13 protein-coding genes and 1 tRNA gene are annotated in these 14657 nt (G+C 41.5%); 9 read left to right on the top strand and 5 right to left on the bottom strand.

Annotated elements, in window-relative coordinates; all coding sequences use genetic code 11:
• Positions 1-36: 36 nt before the first annotated feature.
• The 4 genes from BVH02_RS18085 (at position 37) to BVH02_RS18070 (ending at position 2846) form a co-directional block, all read left to right on the top strand.
• The gene (locus BVH02_RS18085) at positions 37-807 is read left to right on the top strand and encodes an SAM hydrolase/SAM-dependent halogenase family protein (RefSeq protein ID WP_086502879.1); all 771 of its coding nucleotides are present in this window, start codon (positions 37-39) and stop codon (positions 805-807) included.
• Positions 807-1106, top strand: a complete 300-nt coding sequence (locus BVH02_RS18080) for a putative quinol monooxygenase (protein WP_086502878.1) — start codon at positions 807-809, stop codon at positions 1104-1106. Before BVH02_RS18085 ends, BVH02_RS18080 begins: the two co-directional genes overlap by 1 nt.
• A 79-nt stretch (positions 1107-1185) precedes the next feature.
• Positions 1186-1267 (top strand) — tRNA-Leu (locus BVH02_RS18075).
• A gap of 394 nt (positions 1268-1661) precedes the next feature.
• Complete coding sequence (locus BVH02_RS18070) at positions 1662-2846, top strand: ATP-binding protein (RefSeq protein WP_086502902.1); 1185 nt, start codon at positions 1662-1664, stop codon at positions 2844-2846.
• Between the two features lie 94 nt (positions 2847-2940).
• Here the strand turns inward: BVH02_RS18070 and BVH02_RS18065 are convergent, their stop codons facing one another.
• From BVH02_RS18065 to BVH02_RS18055, 3 genes are all read right to left on the bottom strand, one after another.
• Positions 2941-3387, bottom strand: a complete 447-nt coding sequence (locus BVH02_RS18065) for a hypothetical protein (RefSeq protein ID WP_086502877.1) — start codon at positions 3385-3387, stop codon at positions 2941-2943.
• A gap of 126 nt (positions 3388-3513) precedes the next feature.
• Positions 3514-6036, bottom strand: coding sequence for an ABC transporter permease (locus BVH02_RS18060; protein WP_086502876.1), 2523 nt, complete (start codon positions 6034-6036; stop codon positions 3514-3516).
• Entirely contained in the window at positions 6029-6706 is a 678-nt protein-coding gene (locus BVH02_RS18055) for an ABC transporter ATP-binding protein (RefSeq protein ID WP_086502875.1), read from the bottom strand. The genes BVH02_RS18060 and BVH02_RS18055 overlap by 8 nt, the downstream gene beginning before the upstream one ends.
• A gap of 206 nt (positions 6707-6912) precedes the next feature.
• Between BVH02_RS18055 and BVH02_RS18050 the strand changes: the two genes are divergently transcribed.
• The 5 genes from BVH02_RS18050 (at position 6913) to BVH02_RS21465 (ending at position 11640) form a co-directional block, all read left to right on the top strand.
• Positions 6913-7605: an arylesterase gene (locus tag BVH02_RS18050; protein ID WP_086502874.1), complete on the top strand. Its 693-nt coding sequence runs from the start codon at positions 6913-6915 to the stop codon at positions 7603-7605.
• 109 nt (positions 7606-7714) lie between these two features.
• Complete coding sequence (locus BVH02_RS18045; RefSeq protein ID WP_086502873.1) at positions 7715-9457, top strand: GMC oxidoreductase; 1743 nt, start codon at positions 7715-7717, stop codon at positions 9455-9457.
• A gap of 3 nt (positions 9458-9460) precedes the next feature.
• The gene (locus tag BVH02_RS18040; RefSeq protein ID WP_086502872.1) at positions 9461-10165 is read left to right on the top strand and encodes a gluconate 2-dehydrogenase subunit 3 family protein; all 705 of its coding nucleotides are present in this window, start codon (positions 9461-9463) and stop codon (positions 10163-10165) included.
• Between the two features lie 138 nt (positions 10166-10303).
• Positions 10304-11494, top strand: a complete 1191-nt coding sequence (locus BVH02_RS18035; protein ID WP_086502871.1) for a hypothetical protein — start codon at positions 10304-10306, stop codon at positions 11492-11494.
• Complete coding sequence (locus BVH02_RS21465) at positions 11491-11640, top strand: hypothetical protein (protein ID WP_158093910.1); 150 nt, start codon at positions 11491-11493, stop codon at positions 11638-11640. The genes BVH02_RS18035 and BVH02_RS21465 overlap by 4 nt, the downstream gene beginning before the upstream one ends.
• A 150-nt stretch (positions 11641-11790) precedes the next feature.
• Here the strand turns inward: BVH02_RS21465 and BVH02_RS18030 are convergent, their stop codons facing one another.
• Positions 11791-12381 (bottom strand): porin family protein, encoded by a 591-nt coding sequence (locus tag BVH02_RS18030; RefSeq protein WP_086502870.1) that lies wholly within the window; start codon positions 12379-12381, stop codon positions 11791-11793.
• A gap of 858 nt (positions 12382-13239) precedes the next feature.
• Positions 13240-14625 (bottom strand): sodium-dependent transporter, encoded by a 1386-nt coding sequence (locus BVH02_RS18025; protein WP_086502869.1) that lies wholly within the window; start codon positions 14623-14625, stop codon positions 13240-13242.
• Positions 14626-14657 lie beyond the last annotated feature (32 nt).

Below are 14657 nucleotides of genomic sequence, written 5' to 3'. Positions count from 1 at the left end.
AAACAAAAGTACAAAAATTTTAATTGACTTGCTTCTATGGCATTGGTTACATTCCTCTCAGATTTTGGGGACAAAGATTATTACGTACCGGCAGTAAAAGCTAAAATGCTTGCTGTAAACCCCCAATTGAATATCATCGATATCTCGCACAATATCGACACATTTGACATTGCCCATGCGGCATTTGTGTTGCGCTCTACCTTCAGAGACTTCCCCAAAGGGACTGTACATTTAATATCCTTGAATACTACGGGAAGTATCACACATGGATATATTGGTGTTAAGCTGGAAGACCATATTTTCATAGGCCCAAATAATGGTATAATTAGCTTATTAGCCGATCATGAACCTGGCATTATGGTTCAATTTGCTGATATTCACCTGAAGGACTCTACTTTTCCTACCAAAGATATCTTGGCACCAATTGCCGCTAAGGTGGCCAGTGGGGCTGCCATACATGACTTCGGAGGACCACTAAAAAACTTCCGAAAGCTTATGTCCCGTCATCCAAAAGCCACACGTGAGCAGATTGTAGGACATGTCCTTCGTGTGGATCGCTATGGGAATCTGATTACAAACATCAATAAGACTGTCTTCGACAAATTGAATCCGGGTAATTTCACTATCGAGTTTGCAAGAGAATCTGTCAGCAAACTGAACAATGGCTACGATCAGGTAGAACCAGGAGATTGTTTTGCTTTCTTTAACAGTTTGGACTTACTAGAAATCGGAATTAATCATGGTCATGGAGGAGATTTACTTGGCATGAAATACGACAGCGTAGTCTATGTGATCTTTCATCCCTAATGCTGATTCGAATAGTTCGCTTGACTTTTAGGCCAGATGCTGTGGAAGATTTCTTGGAAAATTTCCATGTAAATAAGCAATCCATCCGCAATTTTCCTGGATGTCTGCATTTAGAGCTTTGGCAAGATGAAAATGAGAAAAATATTTTCATAACTCACAGCCACTGGGAAAGCGAAGAATACCTGAATCAATACCGTGATTCTGAGCTTTTTAAAAGTGTATGGACATTCACCAAAGCTCTTTTCTCAGAGAGACCAGTTGCATTTAGTTCGCGAAAAATAGAAGAAGTAACAATATGAGTTTGTAGAAAAAAGATTCTTTGCTCATATTTGCATCCCGTTACGCAAGTGACAGGAATGAGACACACTCTCACCACAAGCCCAGGTGGCGGAATCGGTAGACGCGTTGGTCTCAAACACCAATGCCGCAAGGCGTGCCGGTTCGACTCCGGCTCTGGGTACATTGCTAAAGCTCTTTCTGAAAAGAAAGGGCTTTTTTTATGTCAGAAAATTATTCCTGACCGCATTCAACTTTTCCAAAGTTCTAAACTTTGGAAAAGCTTTGGATCAGGCTGAATATCTGGGGAGGAAGAAAAGTTTATCCGTATGACACGAAGTAGATATCGGGAAGTTTCGCTCTAATTTCGGTAAACAGGTATATAATCTAAAGGCATATCAGGGTACAAAAGCTCGCTTAAAAGCAGACTTGTTTGAATTACAAAAAAGCCTCTTATAATTAATATACCTTTCAGATTACATAAAAAACTATCTAATTTCATGCAAATTGAAAGTTTAACTTTCATATTGCATGAATTTAAACTACATTTCATGCAAATTGAAAGTTTACACAAAAGCATGATCACGAGACTTATAGAAGATCGCCTCCTCCAAAGCCTGAAAAACATGCCCGTAGTGGTCATTCTCGGCCCAAGGCAAGTGGGGAAAACTACACTAGCTTTAGAGCTGGTGAAGTCTGCTGTGGACAAACCTATTCACTACCTAGATTTGGAACTCAATTCCGACTTAGCCAAGTTGGATGATGCGGAAAGCTATTTGAAACGCTTCGAAAATCAGCTTTTGGTCATAGACGAAGTACAACGCAAACCAGAACTTTTTCCTGTAATTAGAGCTTTGGTGGACATCCGAAAACGGAGTGGAGAGCGTGCTGGACATTTTCTGCTTTTAGGGTCAGCTTCACGAGATCTTTTGCAACAGTCTTCAGAATCACTGGCAGGAAGAATTCGATACTTGGAATTAGCCCCTTTTTCTGTAAAGGAACTATATCAGAATGATCCATTGGGTTTCAATCTGGAGAAATTGTGGTTCAGGGGAGGATTCCCAGATAGCTACCTGGCAGATTCAGAAGCGGAAAGCCAAAATTGGAGACGAGACTTCGTTTCTACCTATGTAGAAAAAGATATTCCGCTGTTTGGACCATCGATTCCGGCTACGAGAATGAAGCGTTTCTGGTCTATGTTAGCTCACTATCATGGGCAACAAGCCGTACTGTCGGAAATCGCTAAGAGTTTGGAAGTCAGCCATACCACTGCCCGATCTTATTTAGATATTCTTCAGGACTTCTTTATGGTCAGGCAAGTTCAGCCTTGGTCGGGCAACTCAAAAAAACGATTGGTTAAAACTCCCAAGGTTTATATTCGAGATACAGGCTTGTTACATAGTTTGTGGAACATTTCATCTTTCGAACAGCTTTTAGGACATCCGGCAGTTGGTGCAAGTTGGGAGGGCTTTGTGATGGAAAATATCTTAAATCAATTACCGGCTGACTGGACAGCGAGCTATTATCGTTCGAGTAACCAAGCCGAAATTGACCTGGTTCTAGAATTTGGAACAAAGGAAGTTTGGGGGATTGAAATCAAAAAGTCCAGTGCTCCGACGATCAGTTCCGGCTTTCATCGCGCATGCGCAGATATAGGAGCAACCAAAAAATATATGGTTTACTCAGGATCTGATCGGTTTCCGATGAGAGGTGACATTGAAGTGGTAGGACTGGTAGAATTTATGGGGATGATTTCTAGTTAACACTAATCCCTCTTATAATTCAGAGATTTCCCAAAGTTTGGCACTTTGGAAAAGCTAACATATCAGCTTGAATTTTGATTTTTTGTGGATCTTATTATTCTCTATTCAAACAGGGACAATACTCACCTAACTTACAGCCTACAGGTTCACCAGTACAAAAGTCAAAACCCCAGTAGCCATGATTGAAAATCATTACTGGTCCTACTAATATCTCCATCAATAGCTCATATCGTATTGGCTGCGGAAGATCATCTGGAAAGTGAACCAACAAATTCCAAGACTCCATCATTTTTACAAAGGAGGACGTCAATTGAGCAAGCTGCTCGTTGGAAAGCTGATCTACAGGAGGAAAGCTCTCCCGCTTCAACCCACAGTAGCCTTCAAATCCAGATCTTACCTCCTGTGACACAAACATTTCAGATTCTAGTAATGCTTCTTCCAAATCTTCTTCTTCGGAGTTTTTTCGTGACTTATTAAAATAATCTGCGGGGCGATGAGCTGCTGTAATGTCCTCCAGCAAAAAGTTAACGTAAGCTTGCATATCAAGATAAATTTAGAGATTTATGAAAAATATTTGATACTTGAATTTAATCAATCATAAGCAAAAAGAAAATGAGCTCCTTGTGAGAGCCCATTTCAAATTTCAACTATCTAATTTTTATCCCTGCTAGTTCCCCCTCAAGATCTCCATCGGTGGCTGATTAATGATTTTTCTACCGTTCAGCCAACCCAATACAATCGTAAGCGTCGTGATCACTACGTAAAGCATCAATGCCTCTGCCCATGCTCCGCGGAAGGACATCTCAAACACAAACTCACTCAGCAACCATGTCGCTCCAAAGGATAAAATAATCCCGGAAAGCGATGCTAAACTTCCTAAAAAGAAATATTCCAGCGTATTGATCTTACTTACAATAGCCGAGCTAGCCCCCAATGTTCGAAGCAAGATACTCTCTCGCATGCGTTGATATTTACTTATGATCAAGGAACTAATCAATACCAAGACTCCTGTTGCGATACTAAAAAACGCCATAAACTGAATAACAAAGCTGATTTTCCCTAAAATCTCTTCCAAGGTTGCTACGATTGTGCCTAGGTTAATAATAGAAATGTTTGGAAAATCTCGTACAATTTCCGACTGCGTCTCTGCGGCTTGTCGGTCATCTTTTGTTTTGGTGATAAGCACGTGAAATTTTGGAGCCTGATCTAAAACTCCCTCTGGGAAAAGAACCAAGAAATTGGTCGATACCTGATTAAACTTTACCTCTCGAAAACTTCCTATGTAAGTTTTAATCGGCCTACCCTGCACATTAAACTCAATTTCATCTCCGATTTTCAAACCATTCCCAGTACCAAAACCTTTTTCAAAAGAAACAAAAATACTATCTCCTCGGGCACCTTGTGGAATTAATTCACCTTCGACCAATGTCTCTGAGGAAATAAGTGTGTCCCGGTAAGTCACACGAAACTCTCTATTATAAAGCCGTCGAGAAAAGTTCTCCTCGTCCGACATCTCCTCGTTCTTCTTCTTGTCTACCCCATTGATCTCATTGAGTTGCATTGTCACAATTGCAACTTCTTGGAGAATAGGTATACCCTTAGACTCAATTGCCGCTTTTACATCCTCTAACTGAGCAGTTTGAATATCAAACATCAACATATTAGGTTGATCTTCTTTGTCTGCAAACTTTGCTTCTTCCAGCAATTGATTTTGGAGGAAAAAGAGTGTTGAAATCATCGCTGTACCCAAGCCGATTGTCGCAATCAAAGAAACGGTCTGATTATTTGGTCGGTATAAATTTGCCAGAGATTGACGCAAGGTATAAGTGAAAGAAATAGGCAAGAACCGTCTTACTGCCCAAATAATCGCTTGAGCAACTGCCCAAAGTATTCCAAATGCGAAGACTACAAAACCTGTAAAGCCAAAAGCAAAATCAGTTCTTCTTAATAAGTAAAAACTAAACCCCCAAATAAATGCAAGAATGGCAACGATCACCAACCATCGCAAAGGATCTTTGAGCAAGGTGGAATCTCCAGTTTCTGGTCTCAGCGTTGCCATTGGAGAAACATTTCTCACTTTCAACAGCGGCAATAGCGCAAATAACACGGAAACAAAAAGGCCTGTCACAACTCCAAAGCCCACTGAAAGCCATGAAATCCCAAAGGATACTTCTACGGGAAGGAAATCAGCAAACACAGCTGGCAACACAAACTGAAGTAGTGTCCCTAAGAAAGACCCAAGAACCGCCCCAACAAAGCCCATAATCATGATCTCCGTCAGATAAATCAGCAACACATCTCTAGACGAGACACCTAGACAGCGTAATACAGCTACAGAAGCCAACTTCTCTTTCACAAAAACATTCACGGCACTGGCAACTCCAACACAGCCTAGCAGTAAAGCAATAAATGCTACTAAACTTAGAAAATTTGAGAGGTTCGCAAATGAACGGCCAGTGGAATTTTTCTTATCCTCAACCGTGTCTGCGTCTACCCGCTCTTCTTCCCATAAATCATCATAGGGCTTAATTAATGCGTCTACATCAGTCCCTTCAGCAAACTGAAAATACCTACTGTAATTAACCCTACTTCCAAGTTGTACTAAGCCAGTTTCTTCCAAATAATCCATTGGAATATACACCGCCGGAGCTACTGAAGCGGTGATCCCTGTTTGTCCAGGGACACTTTGCAATTCACCAACTACAGTAAATAGCACTTCTCCTATTTTGATCTGATCACCTACTACAGCATCAAACTGAGCCATTAGTGTTTTTTCTACTAAAGCCTTTTTCCCACCGGAACGAAAATCTGCATCTCCAGAGACTGGTATGGTCTCAAAAAAACCATAGAATGGGAAATCACCTTCTAGCGCACGGACCTGTGTCAGACGACTTGCACCTGTTTCAGGAAAAGCCACCATACTGGCGAAATTAACTTCTGATGCCATCTGTGTAGCTAAACTATCTACAGCCTGCTTACCAATTGGCTTGCTATTTTCTAAAACCAAATCAGCTCCTAAAAGCTCTTTTGCTTGGTTATTAATGTCGGCCGTAAGATTTTCTCCAAAGGAACTAATCGCCACTAACGCAGCAATTCCGACTACAATCGAAGAAACAAAAAGCAAAAGTCTAGAGATATTTTTACGGAAATCCCGAAAAGCCATCTTAAAAATCCATCCGAAATCAGGCATGAGTTCCCTCCTGTACTTTTCCTCCTTTGATATAAATAATGCGCTGAGTTTTGGCTGCCAGTTCCAAATCGTGCGTCACTAAAACCAGCGTAGTTCCTTCTTCTTTGTTGAGGTCAAAAATCAATTTTTCGATCATTTCGCCTGTTTCCGTGTCCAGATTACCCGTAGGCTCATCTGCGAAAAGTATTTTTGGTTCATTGGCAAAAGCTCTGGCGATAGAGACTCGCTGCTGCTCTCCACCCGAAAGTTGAGTAGGATAATGTGTTCCTCTATCTCCCAAGCCAACTTTATCAAGAAGCTCTTGAGCTTTCTGACGTGCATTTTTCCTCTTCTTCAGCTCCAAGGGAACCATCACGTTTTCCAAAGCTGTCAAGGTTGGCAAGAGTTGGAAATTCTGAAAAATAAAGCCAACACTTTGATTTCTGACCGCTGCCCGCTGATCTTCAGTAAGTTTCTCTAGGGAATTACCATCCAGCACTACACTTCCTGTAGATCCTGAATCCAAACCAGCGCAAAGTCCAAGAAGCGTCGTCTTACCACTGCCCGAGGGACCTACGATAGAAATGATTTCTCCTGCTTTGATGTCGAATGTAACCTCGTCTAAGACAGTCAGTTTTCTGCTGCCACTTTGGTAAACCTTGCTCAGGTTTGCTACTGATAAAATATTCATGTGATGTACTTGGGTGGGGAAACGTGTTGAGTTACAGCTTAACGGCAAACCCTTGCTATTGTTGGTGGAAGGTAACAATCCCACTACGAATCGACAAATTACTTTACAGTGAAGGTATTTTCATGCTTGTTTGTATTCATTATCGAACCTTTTAGATAGAATATCCTTTTGGGTATATAGTCTTACTACTCATCATTCCCATCATCATGACTTTCAATTATAAGCGCCTATCCTTTCCTACCCTTCTATTATTTCTAGGACTTGCTGTAATTTCTTGCGCTGAGAAAAAAAGCGAAACATCTCAAACAGAAACCACCACTAAGAAAACAAGTGAAGTAAAATCTGATCAGAAGAACATCCTCTTCTTTGGTAATAGCCTGACTGCCGCCTACGGAATCGATCAGGAGGACGGCTTCACTGGATTAACACAAAAAAGAATTGACAGCCTTGGTATGGATTACAGGGTAATCAACGGTGGCCTTTCGGGCGAAACTACCGCTGGCGGTCTGAGCAGATTGGATTGGTTTCTGGAAGACAAGCCGGATGTTTTTGTATTGGAACTTGGGGGAAATGATGGCTTGCGGGGCATCAAAGTAACAGAGTCAAAAAGTAACCTCCTCAAAATTATAGATAAGGTCAGATCTAAATTTCCTGATACCAAAATAATTTTAGCTGGCATGCAGATCCCTCCGAATATGGGGCAGGACTATACTGGTGAATTTACAGCCATGTACCCAGCTGTAGCCACTGAAAAAGGTGTAACATTAATACCTTTTCTCCTAGAAAATGTAGGTGGAATTCCTGAACTTAATCTGCCTGATGGCATTCACCCTACTGAGGAAGGTCATCAAATCGTCTTTGAAACCATTTGGCCTTACATAGAAAACGCAATTAACTAATTCAATAGAATAAGTTAATATATTGTCTTAAAAACCAAGGAAGTAGCGGAGCAGTTTCATTGCTCTATTTTTTACGCTATATTTTATCTTCCATAAAAATTTTTAATAAATGAGCTTTCAAATTAAATCTTCCGGGGACACTTATGATGTAATTATCGTAGGGTCTGGAGCTGGTGGCGGTATGGCCTCCAAAATCCTTTCTGAGGCCGGACTCTCAGTAGCAGTAATAGAAGCTGGCGGAGATTTTGACCCCGCCAAGGAAGAAGATCGTACCCAACTCAGACCACCTTGGGAATCTCCACGAAGAGGTGCCGGCACTCAAATACGTCCATTTGGAGATTTTGATGCGGCAATCGGAGGCTGGGAAATTGATGGTGAACCATACACCCGGAAAGGAGATTCCGAATTTGATTGGTTCCGATCTAGAATGGTCGGTGGCAGAACTAATCACTGGGGAAGAATCTCGCTACGCTTTGGTCCAAATGATTTCAAAAGAGCCAGTATAGATGGTTTAGGTGACGACTGGCCAATCGGCTATGACGATGTCAAACCATACTATGACAAGGTTGATAAGCTGATAGGCGTTTATGGTACTAAAGAAGGCATTTACAATGAGCCCGATGGTTTTTTCCTTCCTCCTCCTAAGCCGAGACTTCATGAAATCTATCTGAAAAAAGGTACTACTGCCGCAAGCATCCCGATGATTCCCTCAAGGCTATCAATTCTGACCAGGCCAATTAATAAGGAACGAGGTGCATGTTTTTTCTGTCGCCAATGTAATCGTGCCTGTCAGGTTTATGCTGATTTCTCTGCAGGAACATGCCTAGTTCATCCCGCCATGAAGCAGGGCAAAGTGGATCTTTATACGCACAGCATGGTAAGAAAAGTTACCTCGGATGATTCGGGCAAAGCGACTGGAGTTTCCTTTGTCAACGTGAAAGACATGAAGGAATACAAGCTCAAATCCAACGTGGTAGTCTTGGGAGCATCTGCCTGCGAGACTTCACGGATTATGCTGAACTCTAAGTCAAAGATGCATCCAAACGGGATTGGCAATAGCTCCGGCGTACTGGGTCATTACTTACATGACTCTACAGGTGCCAGCAGATCAGGGATTATTCCAGATATGATGGGGCGAGAGCGATACAATGAGGACGGTACCGGTGGAATGCACGTGTACACACCATGGTGGCTGGACAATAAGAAACTGGATTTTGCCAGAGGCTATCACATAGAGTATGGCGGAGGAATGGGCCAACCTAGCTATGGAGCTGGAGGAAATATGGACTCCATGAGAAAATACATTACTGATGAATTTGGCCAGCCAAGTCCAAACGGCGGCTATGGTGTAGGTCTGAAAAAGGACATCCGCCAGATCTACGGATCAACTGTAGGAATGTCAGGCCGAGGGGAAAGTGTCCCGAGGTTTGACAACTACTGTGAAATCGACCCAACGGTGGTGGACAAATTTGGTATTCCAGTGCTACGGTTTAATTACAAATGGACAGATCAGGAAATCAACCAAGCCAAGCACATGCAAGATACCTTCGAAGAAATTTTGACTGGAGCTGGAGCACAATTACTGGGAACAAAACCTGGTGCAGATACGATGTATGGCCTTCTCGCTCCTGGAAGGATCATTCATGAAGTAGGCACAGCCAGAATGGGCAACGACCCAAAAACTTCCGTGCTTAATTCTAATTCTCAAGCACATGACTGCAAAAATCTTTTTGTGGTGGATGCGGGCTCATTTGTATCTCAAGCTGACAAGAATCCTACCTGGACCATCCTTGCCTTGAGCTGGAGAACCTCAGATTTCATAGTATCAGAACTGAAAAAGAAAAATATATAAGCCATGAACAGAAGAGAAAACCTCAAACTACTCTTTACCGGTACAGTCGGTACAGGTTTATTCCTTACCGGATGTTCTCCTGAAGAGAAGGCCTTGCCTGAGAATGCACTTTTATCTGGAGGCACTATTGGCGGTAGAACCGAAGAAGAAAAACAACGTGATCAAGCCTTGCTTTCTAACACTTTCTTTACGGATGAAGAGCGAAAAAAGCTAAGCACTTTGGTGGATATCATCATGCCAAAAGACGATGATTCGCCTGCCGCTACTGAAATTGGCGTGGTGGATTTTATAGAGTTTATGATGAAAGATCAGCCAGAAAATCAGACACGAATGCGTGGAGGGCTTATGTGGCTGGATTTTGAAGCAGATGAAAAGTTTGGCAAAACCTTCAATGACCTAAGCCAATCTGAAGTGATACAAATCGTGGATGAAGTGGCTTGGCCCGACACCGCAAAACCGGAGTATGAAGGTGGCGTTCGGTGGTTCAACGCGCTCAGAAACTTGACATGCTCAGGCTATTTCTCCACAGAAGCAGGCTGGAAATACATGGGATATGTAGGAAACAAACCTAATGCTTGGGATGGTGTTCCTCAAGAAGTGATGGACAAGCATGGTCTACAACTCGAAGAAAAATACCTTCAGCACTACCTCAAAATGGAAGATCGAGGTAGAATAGCAGAATGGGATACCGATGGGAATTTGACCTAATACCGTGAAAATTCAGCTAGTTAGTGCCTCCAAAAATGATTTTGGAGGCACTTTTTTTTAACAAAATTTTAGTTTTTAAGAAGTCATAAGATTGAATTTCTGGCAGGTTTCTTTTTAACTTAATAGAAAATTATACCCATGAAAAACTGTATTCTCTTCTGCTTTGCTTCAATTTTTGCTGGATTTGCTTGTTCAGCTCCTGAGAAATCCTCCGAAGATTCTAAAATACCTGAGTTATCCTTAGAAATAATTGACTCACTTGACTTGAAGGTACTTGGAGACCCGTTGATCACCTCCGTGAGTGAGTCGGGAGATTCATTTTTGTTTTATAATTATGCCTTCAGTGATATAATCATAACCAATAGCGAGGGGGAAATTCAAAGTCAATTCAATAAAAGTGAGGACATACCAGATTCTTATCAAATTATGTTAGAATCCCCCGGATTTATCGGGAATGATCAATTGGTTATAGTAGGGACGACTGGTATTTTCATTTATGATTTAGAAGGAAACTTGGTCAAAAAAATTGATCATCCTGAGTCGCTCGGCGGGGGTGGTTCTATGGTTTTTCCTGGTAAATCTGTGGAAACAATCGTCTTAAATGGCAAAACTTACTTAGTGACAAGATCTCTGCGCACAAGAGACTCCTATCCCGGAGAGCAGAAATACTACGATACGTTCAGGCATTTCGAGCTGGTGGATATTGCCACGGGAAGCTCTAATGAAATCGTCCCTTTTGAGCAGAACAGCCGCTTTCTGGATGGAATGGGTTACTATGAAAGTGATTTTTGGCCAGCCTTGGAAGCAAAGAATAACAAACTTTATGTCGCACTGGCAGGCGAGCCTACGCTATATCGCTACAGTTTGAATCCTGAAGGAGCAGCCTTAGATACTCTTGTCAACCTTACAATTCCTGGTTTTGCAGGGATTGATGGCACACCAAGAGTAGAGTTTGCAGAAGGAATAGTGATGCTGAACGGGAGTACTTCCACCATCCAAAATATTCATATCGTCGACGACAAGCTTATTATAAATTACTATGGTGGTATCTCGACTGAAGATAATGCCGAGCTCTCGAAGCTGTATGAAACAAATAAAATGGAAGAAGCAGAGGAAATGTATTTCAGATTAGATAGTCAGGTATCCAGAGGAATATTAGTTTTTGATTTGGAGAACTTGGCTTACTTAGGAAATCTCTCACTTCCCAAAAACGCGGATTTGGAGTCTTTCGCTTCCGGAGGAGGATATTTGTGGATGCAGAAAAACCCAAGTGAAGAAGTAGAAGAGGATTTCTTAAGGATTTATAAGGTGAAATTGACAGGGAAATGAGATGCATAATTCTACTGTCCCTCGCAGCGATTGGAAGCTTTTTTGCCTGCTCACCTTCGGAAAACAACAAAGAGAAAACCACTGAAGGCTCCAATGAATGGGAGTTGCAGATCGTCCATTCCGACTCTCAGATGAATTGGAATTAGAAACTAAAGTCCAGCTTCTGAAGAAGCAGGAAAATTGCTTGATGAAGCTGTCTCCTCCGTGTGAAATTTTTCTACTTCAGTGGTAAAAATATAAGCAGAAAAGCCCGACTGAAATTCTCAATCGGGCTTATTCTTTACTATTCAAGTCTTTTAGAAAAGTCTAAATCCTACAGACAATATCCATTGATTAACGCGCTGATCGGTATTGAAATTCCCCACTTTGCTACTCATCTTATTAAGCGAGCTCTCATATTTAGCATCAATGATCATGTTGCCAATATCCAGTCCCAGACCTGCTTGATAGCCTACAGTGGCATCCTCAAACTTCACATCCCGTACGGTATTCCCAGCATCCTTCAACTCCGAATTCAGATTTATACTTGCGATCGGCCCCGCCTGTACTCTTAAAAAATTAAACATCTTAAAGCCCAGCATTACCGGAATATCTACTCTATTGAAATCTGCTTCATATTCCTTGATCGGCGCATCAGCAGGATCAAATGTAAATTGCCCTTGTGTCTGCGTATAAAGCACCTCAGGTTGGAGATAAAGGGACCCAAGACCAATTCGAGCAAATAGGCCAACATGATAACCGAACTTGGATTCGCCGTTTTTGAACTGATCACTTTTAAGATCCAATTGGGTTTGACTTAGGCCTAATTTTGGGCCAAAAGAAAAGCCTTGCGAGTAGCCCGTCAGCGCAAATGCCAGCAGTGCTAGAGAAAGAATGAGTTTTTTCATGGTTATGTAGTTAGTTGTTTAGTATGAGTTTTAACGACGGATTTTAAGAAAAATTAGCAATTGTCTTGCCAATAGGTAGATCACTGTGTGAGGTAGGAGGTCTGAAGTAAAAAATATTCATGGATCACTGTTCAGTTTCAGGTTGAAAAAACGTGATGTTGTTCAAATCTCGATAATTGTCTCGGATATAATCTCGAACCATTTTCATGGGATTTGAAATGTTAACCCATTAAAAATTCCTCTGTGATAAAACAGCCATACCGGGTTTTGGCGAACCGTCTTTCCTTTGTTTGAGATTACTTCTGCCAAAACAACGAATCTTGCATAAACCATGAAAACTAGGGTTAAAACCCCAGGCTACAAAAATATCGCTCCTATGCAGCTAGTCTGACATTTTTATCCTCCAAATACATGTTTTAATTGAGTTAAAAAAAGTAAAAATTGCTCCCTCTGTGCGTACTCTTTGGCCTTCGCGGTAAAAAACGGTTGCTGTTCGAGTCCGGATGATTATCGCGGTTGCAATTTCGAACCCCTATCAGTGGATTTGAAATCCCTCTGTTAAAAGATTCCCACCTTACAATTGCAGCACCGTGTTCTTCACGTGACCTCCGTGGCCTCTGTGGTTAAAAAAAAAAGGAATAAGCTGTTCGAGTACCGATGACTATCGCGGATGTAATCCCAAACCCCCTATCATGGGATTTTAAATCCCAATGAGGAATAACATTTCAATAGATTTTCTGGGCTATTGTTGAATAAACCGCGCTCTCTGCGTGTACTCCGAGTTCTCTGCGGTTAAAAAAAACCAATAAAAAAAGGAAGCCCGAAGACTTCCTTTCACTTATAGTTAAGTGTTGTTTTTTAGGCGGCTTGCTCAGTCCCGAAAACACCCACTAAATTAAGAATCAATAATATAATCACGACTGGACAAATCCATTTTACAAAAAACATCCAAGCTGCTCTATAAGGCCCTTTGAAATTTGGCGCTCCCAATTTCAATTCATCTGCATAATCGGAGATTTTCGATGCCCAACCAGTATAAAGTGCAAGCATCAAACAAATCACAATCACGGCAAACGTACCAAATACGAAGTCCATAATCCCGAAGAAACCTTCGAGCTTATTTCCAAAGAAGTTGATATGAAGATTGGCAAAGAAATTACCTGGGATCTGAGATAAAGCGGAAGGAACAGAAAGCACCATAGCTGCGATACCTATTGTCCAAGTAGCCTTTTTTCTACCCCACTTTTTATCATCGATCATGTACGCTACAGGCACTTCAAGCATAGAAATAGTAGAAGTCAATGCAGCTACCATCAATAAAAGGAAAAATAATGCTCCTACGATATGTCCACCTGGCATAGCTGCAAATACTTGTGGCAATACGTCGAAAACCAATGCTGGGCCTGCTGCAGGATCTTTACCCGGAAGTAATGCAAATAATGCTGGAAACACCATCAAACCTCCTAACAGAGCAACTGAAGTATCCATTCCTGCAATCCATCCTGCAGACTGTACGATGTTTGATTTCTTAGGCAAATAAGATCCGAAAGTGATCATAAGACCCCATCCTACTGACATGGAAAAGAAAGCTTGACCAAGTGCCTGTAGTACTACTGCAGGATTAATTTTACTAAAATCCGGCTTCAAGTAATACTCAATACCAGCGCCTGCGCCTTCTAAGGTTACTGCTCTACTGGCAATGAAGATAATGATGATGAACAAGACAGGCATTAAAAACTTAGAGGCTTTCTCGATTCCGCCTGAAACACCACCCAAAACGATTAAAATCGTCATTAATATAAACAAAAACGTCAATGGAATCACATACAAAGGCGTCTGCACAAATTCAGCAAAATCGACCGGTACATTGATTATTTCCGTGATAATATAGCCTACTGTCCATCCTGCAATAACTGAATAATAGCTGAAAACGAAGAAACAAACTAAAACGCAAAGTACCCCAGCAGTCTGCCAAAACTTATTTCCACCTGTATCACGGATAGCCCCTATTGGGTTTTTACCAGATTTCCTACCTAGAGCTATTTCATTCAAAAGTAAGGGTAAGGCTATGAATAGAACACATAGGACATAAACAAACACGAAAGCTCCTCCACCATTTTCACCAACTAAATAGGGGAATCTCCATATATTTCCAAGACCTACGGCAGAACCAGCTGCGGCCATGATAAATCCTAGACTAGATCCAAATTCACCTCTTTCTTCGGTTTCGTTGTTAACTGCCATATATTGTTTAAAAGTTAATCGGGGTATATAAA

It is taken from the genome of Algoriphagus ratkowskyi (assembly GCF_002150505.1).
Lineage (GTDB): Bacteria > Bacteroidota > Bacteroidia > Cytophagales > Cyclobacteriaceae > Algoriphagus > Algoriphagus ratkowskyi.
This window is presented reverse-complemented; position numbering and strand designations above follow the sequence as displayed.

Coding starts and splice junctions, on each gene's coding strand:
- BVH02_RS18085 (WP_086502879.1), top strand. CDS start 37: ATGGCATTGGTTACATTCCTCTCAGATTTTGGGGACAAAGATTATTAC.
- BVH02_RS18080 (WP_086502878.1), top strand. CDS start 807: ATGCTGATTCGAATAGTTCGCTTGACTTTTAGGCCAGATGCTGTGGAA.
- BVH02_RS18045 (WP_086502873.1), top strand. CDS start 7,715: ATGAGCTTTCAAATTAAATCTTCCGGGGACACTTATGATGTAATTATC.
- BVH02_RS18055 (WP_086502875.1), bottom strand. CDS start 6,706: ATGAATATTTTATCAGTAGCAAACCTGAGCAAGGTTTACCAAAGTGGC.
- BVH02_RS18050 (WP_086502874.1), top strand. CDS start 6,913: ATGACTTTCAATTATAAGCGCCTATCCTTTCCTACCCTTCTATTATTT.
- BVH02_RS21465 (WP_158093910.1), top strand. CDS start 11,491: ATGAGATGCATAATTCTACTGTCCCTCGCAGCGATTGGAAGCTTTTTT.
- BVH02_RS18060 (WP_086502876.1), bottom strand. CDS start 6,036: ATGCCTGATTTCGGATGGATTTTTAAGATGGCTTTTCGGGATTTCCGT.
- BVH02_RS18035 (WP_086502871.1), top strand. CDS start 10,304: ATGAAAAACTGTATTCTCTTCTGCTTTGCTTCAATTTTTGCTGGATTT.
- BVH02_RS18040 (WP_086502872.1), top strand. CDS start 9,461: ATGAACAGAAGAGAAAACCTCAAACTACTCTTTACCGGTACAGTCGGT.
- BVH02_RS18070 (WP_086502902.1), top strand. CDS start 1,662: ATGATCACGAGACTTATAGAAGATCGCCTCCTCCAAAGCCTGAAAAAC.
- BVH02_RS18030 (WP_086502870.1), bottom strand. CDS start 12,381: ATGAAAAAACTCATTCTTTCTCTAGCACTGCTGGCATTTGCGCTGACG.
- BVH02_RS18025 (WP_086502869.1), bottom strand. CDS start 14,625: ATGGCAGTTAACAACGAAACCGAAGAAAGAGGTGAATTTGGATCTAGT.
- BVH02_RS18065 (WP_086502877.1), bottom strand. CDS start 3,387: ATGCAAGCTTACGTTAACTTTTTGCTGGAGGACATTACAGCAGCTCAT.